Annotated in this window: 7 protein-coding genes; all 7 read right to left on the minus strand. The window is 41.4% G+C overall.

What is annotated here, in order from left to right; translation table 11 throughout:
• Positions 1 to 101: 101 nt before the first annotated feature.
• The 7 genes from AAC147_RS09300 to AAC147_RS09330 all read right to left on the minus strand — a co-directional run bounded on the left by AAC147_RS09300 (position 102) and on the right by AAC147_RS09330 (position 22378).
• Positions 102 to 10373: a type I polyketide synthase gene (locus AAC147_RS09300; RefSeq protein WP_047680369.1), complete on the minus strand. Its 10272-nt coding sequence runs from the start codon at positions 10371 to 10373 to the stop codon at positions 102 to 104.
• Between the two features lie 208 nt (positions 10374 to 10581).
• On the minus strand, positions 10582 to 11733 hold the full coding sequence (locus AAC147_RS09305; RefSeq protein ID WP_047680371.1) for an acyl-CoA dehydrogenase family protein: 1152 nt from the start codon (positions 11731 to 11733) through the stop codon (positions 10582 to 10584).
• A gap of 7 nt (positions 11734 to 11740) precedes the next feature.
• Complete coding sequence (locus tag AAC147_RS09310) at positions 11741 to 11998, minus strand: acyl carrier protein (RefSeq protein ID WP_047680374.1); 258 nt, start codon at positions 11996 to 11998, stop codon at positions 11741 to 11743.
• Positions 11999 to 12010: 12 nt separating this feature from the next.
• A complete protein-coding gene (locus tag AAC147_RS09315; protein ID WP_081988982.1) occupies positions 12011 to 13072 on the minus strand; it encodes an HAD-IIIC family phosphatase in 1062 nt (353 codons plus the stop codon).
• Positions 13072 to 13929 carry a 3-hydroxyacyl-CoA dehydrogenase family protein gene (locus AAC147_RS09320; RefSeq protein ID WP_047680377.1) on the minus strand — a complete coding sequence of 286 codons (858 nt, stop codon included), beginning with the start codon at positions 13927 to 13929 and terminating at the stop codon, positions 13072 to 13074. The genes AAC147_RS09315 and AAC147_RS09320 overlap by 1 nt, the downstream gene beginning before the upstream one ends.
• A gap of 395 nt (positions 13930 to 14324) precedes the next feature.
• A complete protein-coding gene (locus AAC147_RS09325; RefSeq protein WP_231571374.1) occupies positions 14325 to 17699 on the minus strand; it encodes an AMP-binding protein in 3375 nt (1124 codons plus the stop codon).
• Complete coding sequence (locus tag AAC147_RS09330) at positions 17696 to 22378, minus strand: AMP-binding protein (RefSeq protein ID WP_231571376.1); 4683 nt, start codon at positions 22376 to 22378, stop codon at positions 17696 to 17698. Before AAC147_RS09330 ends, AAC147_RS09325 begins: the two co-directional genes overlap by 4 nt.
• Positions 22379 to 23379 lie beyond the last annotated feature (1001 nt).

Raw genomic sequence — 23379 nt, forward strand, 5'->3', positions numbered from 1 at the left:
TCATGTCACTACCTCCAGTCATATAGTCAGCTATATGACTGGAGTGATGCACTTCACTAAAAAAACAACCTAAAAGGTGAAGGATTTATTAAACTACTTTACTAACCGAGAAGATCAATGACAGAATCCAATTCCGATTTTATGAGATTCAAGCAATTTAACCTATTCCTGTCATGATCATTATCCTGACAGGAGGCAATCAACTCTTTCATTCTTCCATTGATAAAAGAGAATGAGCTTTCGAATTGTTCGGCATGTTCTGGTCTTACGAGAATTAAAAAATTCCTTAGTGAATTAATCTGATTATTCCAACGCTTGAATATTTCCTCCAAATCATTAGCGGTACTGTTTGTTAATAGTTCTGGGGTTTCAATAAGTTTTTCTATTGCAGCCAGACCTATATAACAAGAAAACTCATTTTCATTGTATTTAACCTCTTCTTTTCTTCTAAAATCATTAATCAGATTCTTTAGAATGAGTTCCTTTTGTTCACGGCTGTCAGGGAAATCACCATCGCAATTGATGGTAATGACTAAATAAGGCCGGGATTTATTAAAGACTTCATGTGACTTCATAAAATCTAAGCCTTTAAATCCAATAACCGTCTTCTCAAACTCCTGTGCGTTGATCTCCCCAAAGTATTGGAAGCTTCCATCATATATTTGATACCCTGAATCGGTCTTTCCAACCAGCACAAAAACATGCGGGATTGTCTCATCTTCCAGCACGATATCCTGGAATAGTGGCCTTGTTATATATTCCGCCTCTGATAAACCGTATGAAGGTGAAAAAGGCAGATAATAGTCACTTCCTGTTACAATGACGACATTCCCAAGAGATAACTCTTTTTCGCAGTAGTTCTGATAGGATTCATAATCTTCAAAGAATTTCTTAGCATAAGAGAAAGCATAATTTTCTTCTAATGAAGGCCAGCCAAGCATGTTACCAAAGTTAACCTCCTGATTAGATAATTTAACCTTATTTTCAGCCTGTTGTAATACAATGCCAATTAAGTGGCTGCCATCTGAAACCTGCATAATGGCATCATCGCAATTTAGATGATGTTCATGTTTCAGTTTTTCTCTGACTGCCGAATACAAGCAACTGGCATACGTTGGATATAACTCAGGTGAAAAATTCTCATTGAATTTCCAGCCGTTATATTCAATCTTGAGGTCATTATCTAATATCTGGCTTATCTCAGCCAGGGTTTGGCCCGACAACAACATATTCATGTTAATTGGTAGATTTATAGCCTTCGCTTTTGCCACCACTTGCACTGCTGAGAGAGAACTCCCGCCCAGAGAAATAAAGTCATCACTGTTTTCAACGCTATCAATACCCAGAATGCGTTTCCAAATAGAACCTAACTCGTTGATAACTCTATCCCGTTCCTGTACCAGCGAGTTGATATTTGTGTTGGTCGCTCTGATTGTGTTGGTCACTTTAGCGTGATCTTCTTTCCTTTCCTTTTCTTCAACAACTTGAGGGGAATTGCCAGAAAATAATGCCTGCAATCTTTTTATATCTGTCGGGTATGCTTTTCCGCGTATCGGTGTTGGGGGGAGATGAATCAATTCAGGTTGCTGAACATTTATCTCCTGCTGCCAATTCACATCAATACCATGTAAGGAGATCAGGGCTAATTTTTCTATCAGCTCATTATGGTGATTCATATCTCTGGTTTTATGGCTTTGCCATGAGATACAAGCATGATTTACGCCATAGTCTGAGTGATTCTGAACGAAAGTAGAAAGCCCACTTCCTGGCCCGACTTCTATAAACAGACACTTTTCATTTTCTAAGATTGTCGCGATAGATTGTTTAAAGCGTACAGGTTGGCGAATATGATTAACCCAATAGTCACTGGTTATGACTTTGTTGTTATCAACCCACGTACCCGTTACATTCGATATAAAATCAATTTGGGGCTTATTAAGTGTGATTTCGCTGAAAGCCTGGCCATATTTGTCCAGAACAGGGGCCATATAACAGGTATGGAACGCTCTTTTAATTTCCAGACGTTTCGTTTTAATTAATAACCCGCGACAAATTTCCTCGAATTGCGTTATTCCATCATCAGATCCCGCGACAACACAAAGTTCACTACTGTTGTCTAAGGCAATTTCAATATCCTCAGTTATTATTTCTTTCACTTTCTCGGTTGATGACATTACAGCAAGCATAGCCGCCGCTTCTGTCGATTGCATACATTGACCGCGAATACAGATAATTCTAACCGCATCTTCGTATGAGAATACTCCGGCCAGTGTCGCTGCCACGTATTCCCCCAAACTATGGCCTATCATTACATCGGGGGTAATACCATAAGATTTCAGAACTTGTGCCAGCGCATATTCGATAATAAACAGCAACGGTTGGACAAATTCCGTTTCATCAACATGTTCATCCTGAGAACTATTAATAAGCAGCGCTTTCAAGTCAGTTGTGCAATAATCATTCGCGATTAAAAATCCTTTATCACACCACTGCTTAAATAGCACATTGTTGTTGTAAAAATCTTGCCCCATAGCCCTATATTGAGCACCTTGACCAGGGAACAAAAATACCACTTTTCTCTTAATACCAAGTGATATATTAATATTGTCTTTTTCTGTTGAGGACAGTGCCTGAATCAATTCATCGCGATTGTTTACTGTAGCAACAAATTGTGATGCCATTGGTTCCCTTAACATCAGACTATAAGTAATATCACTCACATTCAGTTGTTGGTTATCGCTCTGAATTACCTGCTTTAATTGTTTTTTATAGGATTGCAATGATTTCTCATCCGGTGCTGACAAGATTAATGGCAATCGATTATTGACGTTTTGTCTGGACGGTTTGCTCTGATCAGCCTGAAATTCTTCAAGTACAATATGCACATTCGTTCCACCCAAGCCAAAAGAACTGACACCTGCCCTGATTGGGTTCTGACTATCACGTAATTCCGTATATTGGTTATTAACGATAAATGGGCTGTTCGTAATATCCATTTCTTTATTGGGACGGGCGAAATTTATCGTAGGTGGCAGCACTCTATGTTTGATGGATAATGCGGCTTTAATCAGCCCGGTGATTCCGGAAGCAAAATTCAGGTGACCTATATTTGATTTCACACTGCCAATTCTGCAATAGTTCTTTTTATCCGTTGAAAAAGCCTGTTTCAGCGCATTGAACTCAATGGGATCACCCAAATTCGTTCCCGTACCATGTGTTTCTATAAAGTTGATACTTTCTGATGATACATTCGCATCTCGTAATGCAGCCTGAATAACGTCAATCTGACCTTTTGTGCTTGGCGCAGTGTAACCGACTTTCATGCCCCCATCATTGTTAATTGCACTGCCGATAATAGTCGCATAAATATTATCCTTGTCTGCTATTGCTTGTTTTAATGGTTTCAGAGCTACCATACCAACGCCATCACTAAATACCGTTCCGTTTGCTTGAATATCAAATGGGCGACATTTTCCATCCTTAGAGTAAATCATACCCTCTTCAAATAAATAGCCCGCTTTGATTGGCAAGGTAATTGAAACGCCTCCTGCCAGAGCGACATCACATTCTCCCGCACGCAGTGATTTAACGGCTTCACTAACGGCAACAAGCGATGAAGAACAGGCCGTTGAGATAACCATACTTGGCCCGGACAAATTTAATTTATATGACACGCTCGTCGACATATAATCTTTGTCAGCAACCACCATAGTACTATATTGACCAGCACTGCCTTCCGCCGTTGCCATTGCCTGCACTAACCATTGTAAATTCCCTGATGCAGCCGCATATAAGCCGATTTTTAGCTTATTGTTTTTTACCGATATTCCCGCATCCTGCAATGCCTGCCAACTGCAAGTATGCATAGCCCGTACTTGCGGGTCCATTTGACGCGCTTCGTAAGGGGTATAGCCAAAGAATTCAGCATCAAACTCACCCGAATGAGGCATAATACCTTTGGCACGAATGTAATTCGGATTGTCTAATAATGCTGAATCAATGCCTTCTTCAATTAGCTCTTCCTTACTCATTGTGCTGATTGATTCTTTTCCGTAGCATAAGTTATCCCAAAATTCATGAATATCCTCAGCGCCCGGGAATTTTCCGGCTACGCCGATAATCGCAATGTGTTTATCAAATATCGCTTCCGATTTAATCATGCTTTCAGTTGTATAAGCACTGTCATAAATATCTTCAACGTTTTCATCCTGAACGTTATCGGTGCTGATTGTTCCAAACTGATTGGTTATATGGTCAGCTAATAGATCAGAAGTGGGATAACTAAACATATCAACAACGGAAATATCGATATTGAGTGCATCAGTTAATCTTTTATTGACTTGAACCAGATCCAATGAGTTAGCACCTAATTCAAAGAAATTATCTTCACGGTTAATATGTGCTACTTTTAAAAAGTCTTTCCACACCGAAAGGACAGTTTCTACGATTTGAGCTTTGGAAATCGTTTTTCGTTGAGATTTATTGACTTTATTAATGTCGAACGTTTTTAAATAAGAGCTAACCCATTGTGCAAAACGTTTATCTAAATCACCAGTTGAAACAATAATTTGACCTCTTAATGGTGATTGTAAAACACGCTCTAAAATTTTAATTCCTTCATCAGGTTCGATTAAAAGCTGACTCAATGAGGAGCCCAGCGCATCACCCGCATCATTACGTTCGAAAACCCATCCGTCCCAGTTAACACTAATCCAGGGCTTACCTTTCTTGTTTTGTTGCTTCGCAAAAGAATCAGCAAACGCACTGACAGAACTATATGCAGAAAAACTCAATCCTCCCAGCACCGCAGCAATTGAAGAACAAAGCAGGCAGAAATCCAGCGGCTGATTTTCTGTTAATTCTGCCAGAATCTTATAAGCCTCAACTTTGGTTTCTAATTGTGGTAAACAGGCGTCCAGCGTTATCCTATTAATGCCCTGAAATGAGTTTCCTTCCGTGACACCAGCCGCACAGATAATGCCATTCAATTCACCATATTGTTCAGCGATCGTCGCTAATAAACGTTGCATTGCAGACTTATCAGCGACATTGGCAGCATAATAAGCCAAGCTTCCTGTACCAAGATCGGAAAGTTTATCGAGCCGCTGCAATATTTCGAAGGATGGCGAATGCGATTTAATGGCTTGTTTCCATTCATGCTGATCAGGTAATTCCCTTCGTCCGGCAAGTATCACTGTCGCCCGATATTCTTTCAGGAGATACTCTGCAAATAAAAGCCCTAAATCTCCCAATCCTCCGGTAATAAGGTATATCCCCTGCGGTTTAAGGAGCGAGTGTTCTTTCAGTGGATTTACTGCAAGCCGCTCATAGACTTGTTTTGAACAACCCTCTTTTGTCCGACGAACAATAAAGCGCTCATCTGTTGCTAATAATTCTTCAGTTAATATCTCACAGGTTTTTTCAATCGATTCAGTCGTGTCAATTTGTACTAATCTGGGATGACATTTGCTGACTTCTTGCGTAATGACTTTTACTAAGCCATTGAGCATATTGGATTCAGGTTGTTCTGTATTAACCAGCAACAAACGGAAATCACACATATTTCCGACTGTTGTCCATGCCTGAAGCAGAGTAATGGCAGAAAACCATGTATTTTTTACTTCATGGCTTCCCGATAAAGGCCAGGCAAATATTATCGAATCAGGTTGTAATTGATTCTCTTTTAATTCATTAAACAGCCTTTCGAAATGGCTGGCTTCTCCTGCTGACAATGTAATAACATTGTTCGCAGTGGTGTAATTATCACCTGATAACACAAACCTTACTGCTTTTTCGTCAATATTCATATGACGACAAAGAGGTTCGCACCACTCAATATCTGGCACAAAACAGAGCGCCATTTTCACGTCAGATTGGCTCGATTTATTTGGTAAGAGAGCATCCTGCCATATTTCACCATAGAGCCATTCTGAAATGTTATTTTTTGGGATTCGAATTTCAGATACTTTTTCTGAATAATTCAAACTGGCGCCGGAGTTTCCAAGCTCCATATTCTCTGAAATAAATTGATAACCGGGTAAACTCACTCGTTTTGGATTCAGATCTTGGTAAATGGCCGGCCAATTGACGGGTTGGCCTTTCATCCAGAGTTGTCCAAGTAATTTTAATAAATAAACTCTGTCGTTTTCCTCTTCTAATGGATGACGCATCACATTAATAACAGAGATATCTGTATTTGCCGCAACAATCTGTTTAACAAACGTAGACAGTGTTCTGCCCGGCCCGACTTCAATAAAAGTATTCAGCTCAGACTGTTCCAGGCAAGTCAGAATACCTTGATGAAATTCGACGGTTTCACACAAGTGCGAGACCCAATAATCGACAGAATTTGCTTGTTTTGCCGTGATCCATTGGCCTGTTACATTTGATATGTAAGCTTTATTGGGCTTTTTCCACTTTATCTCCCTCAAAGCCTGTTTAAATTTCTCTACAGCAGGCTTCATCATTGAGGTATGAAAAGCGTGAGAGGTTTCCAGTAATCGGGTACGGTAATTTTGTGCAATCAAATTCTTCTGAACTTTCTCAACTTCACCCTGAGGCCCTGCGATAACACAGGCATTCGATGAGTTTACCGTTGCTAACGTGACTTCATCTGTCAAATAAGGCTCAATATTTTCTCTGCCCGTTGAAACACTCAGCATCGCTCCGGGCTCACATTCCTGCATGATAAGGCCTCTGATAGCAACGAGTTTCAGGGCCTCATCCAATGTCATGACTCCTGCCATTGCGGCTGCAACGTATTCACCAATGCTATGGCCAATCATTGCGTTCATTTCTATTCCCAGTGCTTCCAAAGTCCTGGCAAGAGAATAAGATATGGCAAAAATAACCGGCTGGGTAAATTGAGTGTTACGGAGTTTTTCTGCACTCTCCTGACCCTTCTCATCATAGAGTAGTGCGAGTAAATTTATTCCAAATTGCTCTAATAGATATTCATGGCACTCATCAAGCTGCATTCTGAAAATACTCAGCTCATTGTATAAATCCCTTGCCATATTGATATATTGAGCACCCTGACCGGGGAACATAAATACAATACCCGGTATGTGGTCAGAGGAAATTTCCGCGATCTTGTTTGTCTCTTTAACATCAGATAATGTGGTGTTGAGTTCCTCTATATTTCCTGCAACAAACGAGGTGCGATATTCATATTCTCCTCTTCCAATCTGGAGTGTATAAGCAATATCAGAAAGCGCCTTTGTATGAACATCTGCACTCAAAAACCGGTTCAGGGCTTCTGCCGTTTTAATTATCCCTTCTCTGCTTTTGCTTGAAAGCGTGATGAGTTCTGCACGATCCTGCTCGTCACTGGTTTGATCTGAGATTGATTGAACGGTCATATGCACATTGGTTCCGCCAATGCCAAATGAGCTCACACCTGCGGTTCTGATATTATTGTTATCTTCCCAATCAGTGGCAGTATTGATCAAACGGAACCGTGTACCTTCCAACGATAAATGATGCGCTGTTTCAGTATGGCAAGTGGGTGGGATCTTCTTATTCTTCAATGCCAGCAGTGCTTTAATAACCCCCGCAACACCTGCGGCACTATCGGTGTGACCAATGTTCGATTTAACGCTGCCAATATGACAAGTTTTGGGATTGTCGCTTGTGACGTTTAAAGCATCTTTGATGCCTTCTAATTCAACTTCATCGCCAACCAATGTTGCCGTTCCATGCGCTTCCAAGTATTCAACGTCATTGGCAGAGAGACTCGCCATTTCTAAAGATTGTTTGATACAGGCAGACTGCCCGTTTGCATTCGGGGCGGTAAATCCTGCTTTTTCATGACCATCATTGTTAACACCATAACCAACGATGACGCCATAAATATGATCATTATTTTCAATGGCATCTTCCAGCCTTTTTAAAGCAACCATGCCAATGCCATCGCTGAAAACAGTACCACTGGCATCTTCAGAAAATGGGCGGCAATGACCATCTGCGCTATTCACCATTCCATTGACATACATGTAACCGCTTTTTATCGGTACGGTGACGGAAACCCCTCCGGCCAGTGCCAAATCACACTGATTGACCCGCAGGCTCTGACACGCAAGCGTTATCGCTAACGCAGAGCTGGAACACGCACTCTGAACGGTCACGGCCGGCCCGGTAAGATTCAATTTGTAAGCGATTCTGGTTGTGAGAAATTCCCGGTCATTTAACAACCCAATACCAAATTGTTCGGTGGTGTCTTGCACTTCATCTTTTACCAAATCCAGCCATGCGTAATTAGAGCCGGAAGAGGCGAACAGACCCGTGACAGGGCGATATTTTGGATTACCATATCCAGCATCATCCAGCACTTGCCACGTTATTTCATGCAGCAAACGGAATTGTGGGTCCATATATTGTGATTCGCGTGCTGTATAGCCAAAAGCGTCTTTATCAAAATCCAGTGAATGCTCAATAATGCCTTTTGCCCTGATATAATTTTTATTCTTGAAAATGTATTCAGGAAATCCTGCATCGATCAGTTCATCATCCGTAAAGAAAGAAATACCTTCTTTGCCAGATAGTATATTTTTCCAATATTCCTGTATGTTATGACTTCCGGGGAATCGGCCGCTCATGCCAACGACAGCAATGGCATGTGCCGGGTAATCATTAAATACTCTCTTTTTGCTACCTGATGCTTTTCCTCTTGCTGCCCTTTTCGACTTATTGATGATCTTAGCTGGTGCTTCACTGATTAAGCTGTGTATTTTTTCAGAAAGTTTCTGGCAGGTTGTATAGCGATAAAAATCATTAACTGATAATTTTATTGCATAATGGTTATTGATCTTTTCGTGTAGCTGAACAATATCTAAAGAGCTGGCACCGATATCAAAGAAATTATCCTCTTTCGAAATTTTCTTATTTGAAAAATAGACTTTTAAAATATCCAATATCTCTTTAGACAAAGATTTAATATCGATTTTTTCTGCAAAAATGACATTTTCTTCCTGCTCATCGAGCAGATGACGGGCAGTATCTGGTTTTATTAAAGGTTTAAACTCAATTCGATTCGGAAGTTCTTTATAATTTAAGTGTTCTATCGAAATGGGTTCCATTTTCTCCCAAAATTCCTGGAGAATAAGATGCGCATTGGTTCCACCAACACCAAAGGCACTGACTCCGGCAGTGATAAGTTCATCAGTTTTACTGAGCCAGTTTTTTGTTTGCGTGTTAACATGAAAAGGTGTTTTTTCTAATTCTAATTTTTTATTCGCTTTCTCAAAATTAATGGATGGCACTAACGTTTTAAAATAGACACATAATGTGAGTTTTATCAGTGATATTATCCCTGCGGCGGTATCACAATGCCCCACATTTGATTTGACGGAACCTATAGCACAAGATTGTGACCCGTTAAAAACCGCTTTCAAGGCGGCAATTTCAATCGGATCTCCCAGTAAAGTTCCTGTCCCGTGTGCCTCTATATAACTAATGCTGTCAGGATCAACTTCTGCGACATCTAATGCAGCCTGAATAACATTTTGCTGCCCCTGAGTACTAGGGGCAGTAAAACTTATTTTGTCACTGCCGTCATTATTAATTGCGCTGCCTTTGATAACGGCATAAATTCTATCGTTATTTTCTATCGCATCACTCAATCTTTTTAGTACAACAACACCAACGCCATTACTGAACACCGTACCACCCGCGTGTTCATCAAAGACCCGTGTTTTGCCGTCTGCACTATTTATCATCCCTTCCTGATATATATAGCCAGCTTGATGTGGATGCGTTACGCTGACGCCCCCCGCTAAAGCAACCTCACATTCTCCGGCTTGCAGAGCCTGACACGCTGTATGCACGGCAACTAATGAAGTTGAACATGCTGTTTGTATCGTGACTGACGGGCCGCGCAAATTCAGTAAATAGGAAATACGGGAACAAAATGCAGAGTCATTTAATGTTGCGACATGGAACTGTTCTGCCGCAGAACTGAATTCCGTATTTAATGTTTTAAACCATGACCACTGATTACCTGCTCCTGCGTAAACACCAATTTCTCCCGGATAATTTTTGGCATCAATGCCAGCATGGTTAAGTGCCTGCCAACAAGTTTCAATCATCAAACGAGTTTGCGGGTCCATTTTTTCTGCATCTGAGTAATTAATTGCAAAATAATCGGCTGCAAAATGATATGGATTGTTGATTACACCTTTGGCAGGAACATAATTTTCATGTAAATATTCTTCAGCCGATACGCCATTATTTTCTAATATTTCTTGCGTGAATCTGCTAATACCTTCTTTTCCATCACGGAGCATTTCCCAAAAATCATGTACGTTATCTGCACCAGGGAACTGACCTGCCATTCCAACTATGGCAATTTCAAGACCAGTAAGATTATTTACCATAATTAACCTTTATTATGATCATTTGCTAATGAAAAGAGCTGGCTTATTCAATTTAAATAATTAATCATTTCTATAAAGAAGAAAATGATATATTGGCTCAAGGCATCAAATTCATTACGAATTTAAGTATTCAGATTTCCCCGGATTAGTTTATATATCTAATTTTTAATTTTCGGGATTTGCTGATAGATTCGTACTCTTATAGATATCACTCAATAATCGAATTTTTTCTATAAAAACTACGCAAGGCATGTTGCGAGATTATCATTTGCTGAATTTGATTAGTTCCTTCAATAATTTCCAGAACCTTGGCTTCACGATATAACCTTTCTACCGGATAGCGGCTGGATAGTCCATTTCCTCCGAGAACCTGAACGGCGTTATTGGCAACCAACATAGCGACTGCCGAGCTATTATATTTCGCTATATTCGTTTCCATAATGGCCTTGTGATCACCCTGATTCCTTAAATAGCCAATCTTTTCACAAGTGGCTTTTGCGGCATAAAATGCCGTAGCTGAATCAGCAATGATGCCTTGAATTAGTTGATGCTGGGCGATTTTTTGGCCGAATTGTTGCCTCTTACGCGCATAAGTCACCATCTCTTCCAACGCGGCATGGGCAATAGCAACCCCCGCCCAGGCGATACTGTAACGACCAAAATAGAGGGCTGTATTAGCGACAAAGCTAAACCCTTCACCCTCACGCCCGACTAAACTCTCTTTTGGTATTTCTACATTATCAAAATAAAGTTCTGATAAATAAGCACCACGGCTTGCCATCAAATCCAGCATTGGTTTTCTCGTTAACCCTTTCACCCCAAATTCGACGATGAATGCACTCACTTTTTCTTCGCAACGGGCAAATACGAGGAATAAATCAGCAATCCCTGAATAAGTAATCCATTTTTTGCTGCCATTAATTCTGAACCCATCTTCTGTCACTTCATACTTTGTTTTGATGGCATTAGCATCAGAGCCAGCTTCCGGTTCAGATAAGGCAAAACATGCGATTTTTTCACCTTTCGCCATTGGCGGTAAATATTTTTCTTTTTGCGATTGGCTTCCTAGTTTTGCAAGCGTTTCACCCACTAAGCTTGTGTGAACCGTTAATAATGCGCGTGTTGAATTACATCCTTTACCGATTTCTTCAGTCAAATAACCATAAGAAAGCGGGTCCATACCTTGCCCGCCATATTCTTTGGGCAACATCGCGCCTAAAAAGCCCTGCGCTCCCATTTCAGTGATAATTTCACCGGGCACTTTACCCTGCTTATCAATTAAAGTTGCGGCTGGTCTTAATACATTATCTGAAAATTGCTTTGCAGCTTCCACCAAATAATGGAGTTCATGTCCCATCATATAAACCTTACTCTCTTATTTTATTAATTAAGTTCAGCATTGAGTTGATTGAAACAAAATTTTCACGTTCTATATATTCATCCGGTACGGTTATAGAACATTTTTCCTCAATAAAACAAAGTAAACGCATGGCAAAAAGTGAATTGACCAAACCACTTGTAAATATATTAGTATCATCCGACAACTCAACATCATCATCAAATACAGAGATATTATTTTCAATAAATTCACGAATTTCTTTGGCGATTGTATCCAGGTCTTTCATTATCATATCCTATTAATTTATAATGACATCAACATAGTAAGGGAAGTCAGGTACTTGCTCTAATTCGTTTTCAAAGAGCATCGTCTCATCAGCGAGCTTTTCTATTTCTTTAAACCCTGAGAATTGGTAAGTCACAAACATTTGCCGATTACGAGGTGTACGTCTGAATTCAGCATACAATTTATGCCCTTTTGCTTTTGCCTGCTGCATAATATAAGTCAATGCTATACTTCCCACTCCACGAGAAAGCGTTCTACAGGACATTAATAATAATTTAATATAGTCAACCTCTTCTTTATAGTGTACTAATGCCAGACCTATCTTCCCGTAAGAGCCATATTTATCCACTAATTCAAAAACAAATACACCATACTCATCTGAGTGAATTAATTCATTTAATTCTTCTCTACTGTAAGTTATGCCTGTTGAGTTAAGCTGATTAGTCCGTTGTGTCAGTTCCTCAGCCCGGAGGAGATCTTCGTGTTTGGCTTTGGCGATATAAAACTTCATATTGAGTTGGCTGAGGAATTCTTCTGATGTACCAATAAATTCATCTTCCTCTTCTTTACGCAGAATATCTTCTTGGTAACGCTGCCTTCTTAATTTTGCATCATCCGATATTTCCATGTTGGCAATTCTAGGCAAATGAAGTATTGACTGATATTCCAAGGCATCAATACAAGTGACTTGCGGGAATTTAGCATTAACTTCATCCCTTTCTAAAATCTGATCATCAACAAAAATAAATGTATCCGCTGAGATATTTAAATTTCTCTGAATATTTTCAATCGAGGAAGATTTAGCACCCCAATGAATTTGAGGATAAATAAAATAGTGTTTTAAATTAAACTCACTCAGCATTTCCAAAGCATCAGACGCTTCATTCCTGCTTGCTATTGACTGCAAAATACCCATTTGATCCAATTGGTCGATGATTTTTTCTATTCCTGGCTTTAAATTAAGATCATCCCCCTCAGAAAGAACCCCATCCCATATAGTATTGTCTAAATCCCAGATGATACATTTTACCGGTGTATCACTGCTTACTGGCTTATTTGCTAAGTCATCCATCATTAATATTCCGCGTTTTTATAATTAAAAAAGCCCTTACCACTTTTTCTACCAAGATTTCCCGCTTCAACCATTTTCCTTAGCAGAGGACAGCAACGGTATTTCGGGTCCTGATAACTTTCATAGAGAACCTGCAAAGAGTTAACAACCGTATCCAGCCCAATCAGGTCTGCGGTTTCTAATGGCCCCATAGCATGTCCGTAACCTTCTTTGAAGATGCGATCAATATCTTGTGGGCTGGCGAGATTATCCTGTACGAGAAATGCCGCTTCGTTCATGAATAAGTGAGAAAGCCGGTTAGAAACAAATCCGGGAAAATCTTCTACAACAACAGGATTTTTCTCAATGCTCTGTAAGAATTTTTTTGCCTCAGTCAATGTTTGTTCGGAAGTATGGAAACCTTTAATCACTTCTACACATTTCTTTATGGGCACGGGATTCATAAAGTGGAGGCCAAGTACTTTTTGAGGAAAAGGTAACGCTGCTGCAATTTTTGTGATGGATATACAACTTGTGTTTGCAGCAATATAAGTTTCAGGCTTAATGTATGGTGCTATTTTTTTATAAACATCTTGTTTAGTTGCCCACTCTTCATTGACATTTTCAATTACCCAGTCACACTCTCTAATCTCTTCATAAGATGACGTAAATTGAATCCGTTCTTTCAATTCTGATATATCCAGAGATTTAAATTCAGGCTTAAGCATCCGATATAAACGAAATTCACTTGAAATTCGCGAAGCGAGATTTCTCAGAACCTCTGAGGATATATCGATAAGTAATATATTATGCCCATATACAGCACATGTTATTGCCGTGTCTAATCCCATAACACCGGCACCAATAATTGATATTTTCAACGATTACCCCCACTTTTAATGATTGAAAATCAGCTTGTCTAAAAAGATAAAAACAAAATATAGAATATCCGATTCCATAAGTGTTATTTAGATACGCTACCGCCCTTAAGTCACAGCCTTAAAACCAATGTAAAATTTATATTTTTCCGCAAAAAACTTTGACAGCGCAATCAACTCTATTTTTTAAAATAAAATAGAGTTGATTCATGCAATAATTTATTTATCAAAAAGTAACCTTCATGTTAATTTCGAGAAATTAACATGAAAAACACATGGAAAATATACTTTATCAATTAACAGTAAATAAAAGAAATATTAAGACCATAAAGACCTATCATTATTTCCCATGTGATAATTAATATTTATTATGAGCACATAAAATACATCGTCATTCATTAAACAGGCTCTCCTGTACTTCCTTTGGCTTTGCGTCGCCTGTCCGCTAATCTGCTCTTGCCGGATTGGAATGACGACAGCATATGCTCTTGGGATGATTGTTTGTCTGAGTTCACCTGTTCAGGTGACAACCGGTTCTGTTTAATCCAGTTTGAGAATGAGGAAATCGTCGGATGCTCAAATAAGACAGTGACACGAACCTCCTGATTGAACGCTTGTTGCAACTGGGATTGGAGTGCAATTATCTTTATCGAGTTACCACCAGCATCAAAGAAATTGATGTTTATATCAATCATTTGGCTTTCCAGCACCGCTTTCCAAACCGCCTGCACTTTAGCTACCACCGGATCTGCCAATGGCACATGATTTTCCACCGGTTTTGTTTGCAGTTGTTGCGCAGCATACTCCTGTAAGCTTCGGCGATTAATTTTGCCGGTAATGGTACGTTCAAACCCATCGACAACCGCAATAAGTGAAGGTAACCACGATTCCGGGAAGTTACGCCGGATATGTTCTCGTACCCGAGGCTCCAACATCGCAGGGGGTTCATGGCTATCAACAAAAAGATACCACTGGCGCTTTCCCTTCGATTCTATTGCGGGCGATTCTGTTACGGGCAATAGACAACAGGCTTTAACCACATCTAATGTCTCAACAACACGCTCCAATTCACTCGGTTCAATGCGAATACCGTTCACCTTCACCTGGTCATCAATCCGCCCCAGATAGCGAAAACCTGACTCACTGGAAAAAGTAACCATGTCGCCAGTGCGATAAAAAGGATGCTTACTGTATTGATCCAAGTACTTAGATTTAACAAAATATTTCGCCGTCTCAACGGGGTTCGTCGTGTAACCACGGGCAACCGCCTTGCCTCCCACCCAAAGCTCACCACGAACACCGGCAGGCAATGGTTTGCCAAATATATCAGCGCAGTAGGCAATAACATTTTGAATTGGCCAACCGATGGCAACATCCGCAGTAAGAGATTGTTTCGCGTTGAGGCAATCCACCGTCGTCTCACTGGGACCATAATGGTTGCTAACGGCATACCCTTGCTGCAACAAATCATCCCGAAGACGTTTGGGTAATTCTTCACCCCCAAATATCCACAATCTCATGGCAGGCAAGAATGGTGCATCCTGAATAAGCTGTGCAATGGCTCCGGGAATAAAGTTGATTAAGGTGATGGATTCAGACTGCAACAGCTCAATGAATGCCTGTCTCTCCAGTAACACATTCGGCGATGGATAGATCAGCGTGGCACCAACAACAAAACTCCCCAATAAATCTTCTACGCTGGGGTCGAAATTCAGATCGGTCAGCCCAAGCACTCTATCAGCGGCTGTCAGCACCGTCTCTTTAATAAACCAGTCCAGCAGGTTTGCGACCGATTCATTACGAATCGCAATCCCCTTAGGCGTACCCGTCGTTCCCGACGTGAATATAAAGTAAAATTCATCTTCAGGCCGTCGGTTAGTCCATAGCGTTGGCTCCGCCGTAGATGGCTGTAAACTCTTTTCCTCAATATCCAGCAGCAAATAACGCCCGCTCTCTGCGCCTGGTTCTTTATTAAAACCTAGTTCTTTATTAAAGGAAGCACCACATAAAACAATGCTGCAATCTGCCAAAGTTAACAGCATCTTTTTACGTTGCAGTGGATCTTTCGGATTGACATAGAAGTAACTGCCCCCACTGAATAATATTGCGAGTATTGCCTGAGTCGATAACAATCCTTTTTCAAGATGGACAGCAACTCTGTCTCCCGGAATAAAACCCGATAATCGTAACTGTTCTTGTACGCTACTAATTCCTTTCAATAACTCACAATTGCTGATGTTATTTTGTCCATCGACCAGGCTGATTCCTTGGGGAGACTCGCTAAGACGCTGATAAATACCTGTCAGCAATAAATTGATATCCGGCGTTTGTTCGTTGATCTCCCCGATGCGCAAAGACACTTCTTCAGCGCTCTCTGTACTAAATTTTAAGATGAGATCTTCAATCAAGGTATCTGTGGTGTGATTAATCAGATCTTCCACCAACGATTCAAACCCATTAAACACCATTTTTACTGCATCAGATGCCCCCGTGAAAACCTCTCCGGCACTGAGTTCGACTAACCATTGTTCCACACCAGAAACGGTTAATGTCAAACCGAAATGCGTCGTTTCTTCACTGTATAAATCCGTCACGAATGCGCCACAACGGGTATCCTTCAATGTGGCATCAATGGGATAGTTATCAAAAACCACAATAGAGTCATAGAGTTCTTCACGTATTCCCGCTTCCTCACGGATCAATAAAGGCGGCGTTTTTTCATATTGTTGCGCCTGCTGTAGCGCTTGAAAAACAGAACGCAAAGCAGCTTCTATATTCCACTTACCTTCAAGCGTAAGGATAAGCGGTACGGTATTGATAAACAGACCTAAGGGCTGACGGTCAATGTCCTGCGTCAAAGCTCCGCCTCTGCCAGAAAATGTACAGCCCAACGTAATGGTTTTTTGGAAGGTGAATTTAGCCAGCGTCAATGCCCAGCATAGATAAATAAAACTGGCCGACGTTACCCCCGCGCGGCGGCAAAGTGATTCTATAGCCGATTTACGTTCTTCGCTCCATAGGCTACTTACGACGATTTTTTCATTTATTGCTTTCTCAGCCACATTGTGACCAGTAGTTCGGAACAGGGGTTCATCCAAGAGTTTGGTTGTTGCAGAAGACTCTCCATCAGGCAAATGTTGAAACACCTCTCGCCAATATTTGCGACCGGACATCAACGTTTCCCGGCTTAATCCCTGCCAGAGTTGTTGTGAATAGATACGTGCATCCAGAGGAACAATTTTTTGCCGACGCAATCCCTGCAACCAGAGGGAAATCAACAGCGAACTACTCCAGCCATCCATCAGAATATGGTGAAAAGAGAAGGCCAGACTTACCGTTCCCGCCTTAACATCGTGGAAGCCAACAATGCGAAACACTTCTTTGTTCAATGCAAAAGGAGTGGCTTTAGAATATGCCAGCCAATCAAGGCAACGCTGTTTAATTGACGGGACGGGAGCCGTCGAATCAACACGGGTGTATTCAAACGGAATTCGGGGCAAAGAATAAATAACCTGATGGGGAGTGCGAATACCTTCCCAGACAAAAACCGACCTGAGAGCGGGCTGTGACTGCTGTATCTGCTGCCATACTTCAAGGAGGGCTTCTTTATCGACATCCACCTTCACGCTGAATGCCACACCAATGTGATAAGCGCTGTTTCCATCTTTTAATGCGTGAAACAGTAACCCATTCGCTTGAGGCGTCACTTGTAGCAGTTCTTCAATATAATTAGCGTTGAATACTGTATTCGCTGAATCGATAGCGGTTCTCATGCTGAGGCTCCCTTAATAATGAGATCAAGCTCCGCTTGTGAGAGTTGACAAAGAGGAAAATCGGCAGGTATTAATGGCTGTTCCAAACACTGATCAGCCTGCAAATCACGGGATACCTCATGTTTGCTATCACACCAGGCTAAGCGTTTTTCGTTTAATAGCTGCTTTTCGCTCAATAATAGTTTTTCGTTTAATTGTGCCAAGTAATGCTGCGCATCATCACCATTAGCGTTGGGAATACCCAACCTCAATTCAACTAAAACAGAACCAGACTCACGGCAATCACGAATGAGGATGTCAAAGTCGGTCACACTCTTTTCGTCAGGATGCCGGAAACCTCCCGACAAGGACTGAACCAGATCGAAATGCGCCCATGTTCCGCGTCCCTCTAATCCCGATCCAATATCATTGATGCACATGTGTGGTCGTTTTCCCGGATGACTCAGCCCCAACTGCACTTTCCAGCTCTGTTTATCTTCATAGAGACCCGACTTTAATATTCGCAAAAAAGCAGTTTGGGAAAGTCGGTATGGGTGCTCTGATGAAATGTTAAGAGCCAACTGATTAAAGCCGGTAAACCAACCCACCGCATTCGCCATTTCCGTGTTCCGGGTTGCGGGAATGCCTGCTTCAGAGAATAAACGCCCATGGTTTTCAAACAGGATTACAGGCAGCGGAGGCAATATTCCGTTATCTTGCATAACGTCCATCAAAGCAGCCGCGATCAATTGTGAACGCTCAGCCTTAAAGCGTTGCTCCATCAATCGCAAATCATGACCGCAAATTGACAGCGCCAAAGTAACCGGAGTCACCGAGGAGTGATGGAAGGTATCGTCATAAGGTACATCATCCACTTCAGGAACGTGCTCTCCTAACCATTTACCCCAAAGGAATGCGCCTTGCTCATGGATCGTTTCCTCTGCGTTCGCAGTCTGGAATGAAGAATCATTAATAGCCTGCTCCAATTCATCCAATAAGAAAATCCATGAATGCACATCGCAAATAAGGTGATGACAAACCCAAAACAGATAATTTTTGTGTGAAACCGGATCAAATACGACCGAATGCACGCTGGGTTGTTTCTCCAGACAAACTCGGTCTTGCAATTTATTCAATCGGTCTTCAAGGTGTTCACCCGGCGCCAGAATCTCGTCTTCTGTCACGGTATCACCGTCATACACCTCCGGTTCTGGAGATGCAAAGTAAAACTCACTCAAATCTTGATTTGCTCTCAAAGCAAAAATTTTATGCCTTGCTTTAACCATTGAGACAGCCGCGTTTATTTCTTCAGCCGAGAGCGAAGATTTCAACTCAAGCACCATGCCTTGTTGCAAACGATTGCCGTGTTTAAAACATTGTTGCCGGAACCAACGGGTACTTGGTAAGAACTTAATCCAGCTTGCTTCAATCTCTTCTGAGATAGCCGAATTGGTGACTTCATTTTCCAATGCCGCTACGCAGGCTTTTTCAAGCACAGAGCCCAAGGAATTCAACGTTAACAGTTCACTTGCAGCAATCCGAATCCCTTCTCTGGCTAATAATGCAACGAGCCTGATCGCTTTGATCGAGTCTCCTCCCTGTTCCAGAAATGAAGTGGTAAGATCGACGGTCTGGGGCCAGATAGGTTTCAGAAAATCTGCATTTAACCAGATTGGCAGTTGATAGGTTCCCGACGCATTCTGGCTTGGTGTATTGGCTGAACCGAGCTGGGAAGAACCACTCGCCATCAACGTTGCCTGAGCTGCGGCAGTCAGCGCCGCCATATCAACTTTACCATTCGCATTAATCGGCCAGGGTTGTACGGTACAGTATAGCGTTGGTAACCAAGCATCAGGAATTTTTGTTTTCAGGCTACGTTGAAATTCCGGGCAGTCATGCGGTATGACTTGACTGCTGCACAAAGCGACTGTTTCATACCCATCCGCTTCATCAACCACCAGTTTCAGTGCCTTCAACTCCCAACTATAGTTGTCGTTTTCCCCAACACTCGTCAGTACACTTTCCACTGCTTTCTCTATTTCCGCGGGGTGGATCCGGTAGCCACGTATCTTAAATTCATCGTCAATACGCCCAAGGCAATGAAATATGCCTTGCTCGTCCTGTAACCCCAAGTCACCAGTACGATACCAACGGCTTAAGCCATCAGCACCGCACACAAATTTTTCCTGCGTCTGGATACTGTCGTTGAGATATCCCGTGGCCAGCACCGGACCACTGATACTGATTTCACCCCTGAATCCACGGGGCATATTTTGCCCCCAAGAATCTTTTATCGACATCTCTGCTTTACCCAACGCTGTACCGATAGGCATAACTGCGGTGTTTATCTTGTTATTACCGTCAGGAGAGCTTTCTCCCCCACTCACTGAGCAGATACAGCATCCGACTGTTGTTTCTGTCGGCCCATATTCATTGATTACTTTGCTTCCCACAGGAAAATAATCGAGTGCTTTCTTCACCAGAGAAGAAGACAAATTTTCTCCACCCACAACAAAAGTCAGCGGATGACTTCTTTCCGGGCTGTGCTCAATCAGCAATGAGAGATGGGATGGCGTGCATTTAACGCCCGTCAATGACTCATCAGCCAGTAACGTTTGCAGCAATTCAGGGTTATCACGGATATCTTGTTCATGAGGCTGGATAAATCCGCCCGACAAAACCGGAACCAGAATAGCGGTCTGGGTTAAATCAAAACCAAAGGAGGTAAATAAAGGCGCATTAAATGGAGTCTGCGCAGCGTAAGCCGCCTTAGCCGCCAACGCATAATTGGCCAGCGCCATCGGGGAAATCACCACGCCTTTAGGTTCTCCGGTCGATCCTGAGGTATAGAGAATATAAGCAGGGTGACAGTGTGTATGTTCTGTCCATGTCACTGGATTCAATGCAACATCAAGCCCTGCCTTATCCAAGGAAACACGTAACAAACGCAAGCCCAGCATTTCTGCAAGGTGATGGTCGGTTTCCGTATAAATGCAGAGAGATGCCCCCGAATTACGGGCAATAGCCGATAATCTGGCTAAAGGCATGGTCGGACAAACGGGAACTACCGTCACATTTTCAATCAGGCAAGCCAGATAAGCGAGCACAGTTTCAGGAGTACGTCTTCCCAGAATAAATACCGGATTGTGCTCATCATGCCCATTTCGTATGGTACGCAACTGTTCTCTGAACTTGTTAATCCATTGCAATCCCTGACGATAAGTTACCGCATCAGCACCCTGCTTGAATAACAGGTTATCAGCATAACGTTCAAACGCATGGTATAAATGAATGCCGATCGGTTTTGTCTGGGATTCTTTCCAAGAGTGGGTTTCTTGCTCTTTTTCACCTAATGGTGTTTGTGTGACTTCTTGTTGCGCCAAAATTTCGCAGGCAGCTTCCATTGCATAATCAGTGACTGTTTTCAGAAACATGTGACATTGATCTAATGACCATATCTTGCGGAAATCACCTTCAAGTTTGAAGTTCCCACCCTCAAAGCGGTCATGGATATGAATGGTCGCAAACAGGGCTTCTACTGCTTGCATATGATCAATTGATACGTCAGCACCTAAGACAGTTTTCCGGAAAATGCCAGTTTGATAAGAAACCCCGAAAGCGGGAATGATTCGTTTCCAATCTTGTGATGCAAATTCATTCCATCGGGCGCCTGGCGCATAACGTGAGTGGGCAACCGCTTTTTGCAAACGCGGCTTAAGCATATGGTAACAATCTGTCACCGTCTCCCCCGCTTCACGAGATACGGGGATCAAAACCGGTGCCACAGCCATAGAGGCAGAGCGTTTCTCTTCATGACTCCAGCGGTTAAGCATCGGTGCCTGCAATAAAGCACCATTACCATCTTCAATAACCATTTGTGTATACGCAACCGCCGCGAAAAACAACCTGAAAATAGAGCCGCCACGACTTTTAAACTGGCGCAGCATATCATTTTCAGCTTCACTCAGTTCGTGACGTACACGCCGGGATCGAGGCGTTAGCCTGCGATAGTCACCGATCGGATAACGGCTGGCTATTTTACCGGTATTAGCGGATTCCGTTTCGTTACCGGTATTGTCACTGAAAATACTTCGCCAATACGCTTCATCTCTTTGCCTACGCCGGGAATTTTCATAATTCCGCTCACCCTCCGCGTTGACCGAAAATAGAAGATATTCCGTATCCGGCTCTTCTTCTTCCAGCGCACTCATCAGATGTTCTATCAGTACTGACAATCCCTCACCATCTGTAGCCGCATGATGCGCCTTAATAAACCAGCCTGTCTGTTCCGGCTGAAAACGCACAGCAAAAACGCGCACTGGTGTCAGTGATAAATCTTCTTCTATTAACGTCTGGCGCTCCGCCCAACTTTCAAAAGCCCGTTTAGGGTCCGGATAACCGCTAAAATCTACTTGTATGACTTCCGCATGAGGAGTGAGCCGCCGGATGCCATGCCACTGTGTTGCCAAGTGATCTGTTTCCGCATGGTCATTAACGAATCCAATATGAAATATATCCATTGAATTTTGGGTTGTTTCAGCGGCCTGAGTCAGTCTGTCCAGAGAAATATTCCCGTTTAAACGTACTGCAACACTCAAATAAAACGGGTAGCCAGTCAAATGAAATGCTTCCATTTTGAAAACGGCTTGCTGTGATCTAGATAGTTCGAAAATAGGATTTTCCATGATTAAAACCGTCATTCCACACCTAATTTATTGGATTTATTTTTTGTGATTAATTTAATCTATTTATTTTAATACAGTTATCGTGATAACACCTTACTAAACTGGCTTTTTGCCAGATTTAGTATCCCACTATTACGAAATAATCATATAGAAGTAACACATGTATTTTTGACTCTTTGGAAAGCACTTTAGCGAAACTTTTTAAACGCAGTCAAATGTCACGATTATGTCGGCATCTCCATAAATAAATTCATAAAATAGATGCTGGGCATCGGTAAAAGACTCATTTTGGCGAAGGGCTGAGTTTTTTATTCTTAATGTTATTTATACTATCGGGTAAATCGACCACTATAATATTTTTCATAAAACTTAAGTAAGGTTTACTATTTCTAGAATGAGAGAATAAGACAATGATTCGAATAATGACATTAAAAGCATTAACATTATGATAATTTATCATTTTTTTCAAAAATCTTAAATATATATAAACCGTCGACGAAATGGTAAATACTAAATAACAAAAAATAAGATAATGTTTCAACTGGTTAAATTGAAATATAATTTTCAATTGACTTTATGATACCAGTGCCAAATTAAGTTGCAATTTTTTTTAAAAAATTCGCGGAATTAATCACAAAAAAACAAAAAATAATTTCAAAAAAAGATAATAAATAGAAGTTGTTATATTATGCTGTAAACATAAATAGCGATATTAATACTTACTCAACTCAATTGTATAAGATATTTTTATAACAAAATTGGTGTCATTAAACTTAATATAATTATAAAATTATTTAAAAAGTATATTACTCGACACTCCTCATCTAATTCAGGAATAAATCGATTTATATTGTGAGCTTAATAAATGCAAAAGTTCATGGTGGTAAGATTGCACTGGGATACATATGACCTTACCGATGGCGCAGACGGTATCTGTTATTGAGACAAAATTGCTGCCACTGAGGGATGAAAAAACGGCAGAAATGGTGAGTAGACCTACCCAGTCACCCGGGCAG

This window comes from Xenorhabdus sp. NBAII XenSa04, from assembly GCF_963866145.1.
GTDB lineage: Bacteria > Pseudomonadota > Gammaproteobacteria > Enterobacterales > Enterobacteriaceae > Xenorhabdus > Xenorhabdus indica.

Bases quoted from the DNA above. Each gene is read 5' to 3' on its own strand.
- AAC147_RS09300 (WP_047680369.1), bottom strand. From the start codon at position 10,373: ATGGTAAATAATCTTACTGGTCTTGAAATTGCCATAGTTGGAATGGCA.
- AAC147_RS09305 (WP_047680371.1), bottom strand. From the start codon at position 11,733: ATGATGGGACATGAACTCCATTATTTGGTGGAAGCTGCAAAGCAATTT.
- AAC147_RS09310 (WP_047680374.1), bottom strand. From the start codon at position 11,998: ATGAAAGACCTGGATACAATCGCCAAAGAAATTCGTGAATTTATTGAA.
- AAC147_RS09315 (WP_081988982.1), bottom strand. From the start codon at position 13,072: ATGATGGATGACTTAGCAAATAAGCCAGTAAGCAGTGATACACCGGTA.
- AAC147_RS09325 (WP_231571374.1), bottom strand. From the start codon at position 17,699: ATGAGAACCGCTATCGATTCAGCGAATACAGTATTCAACGCTAATTAT.
- AAC147_RS09330 (WP_231571376.1), bottom strand. From the start codon at position 22,378: ATGACGGTTTTAATCATGGAAAATCCTATTTTCGAACTATCTAGATCA.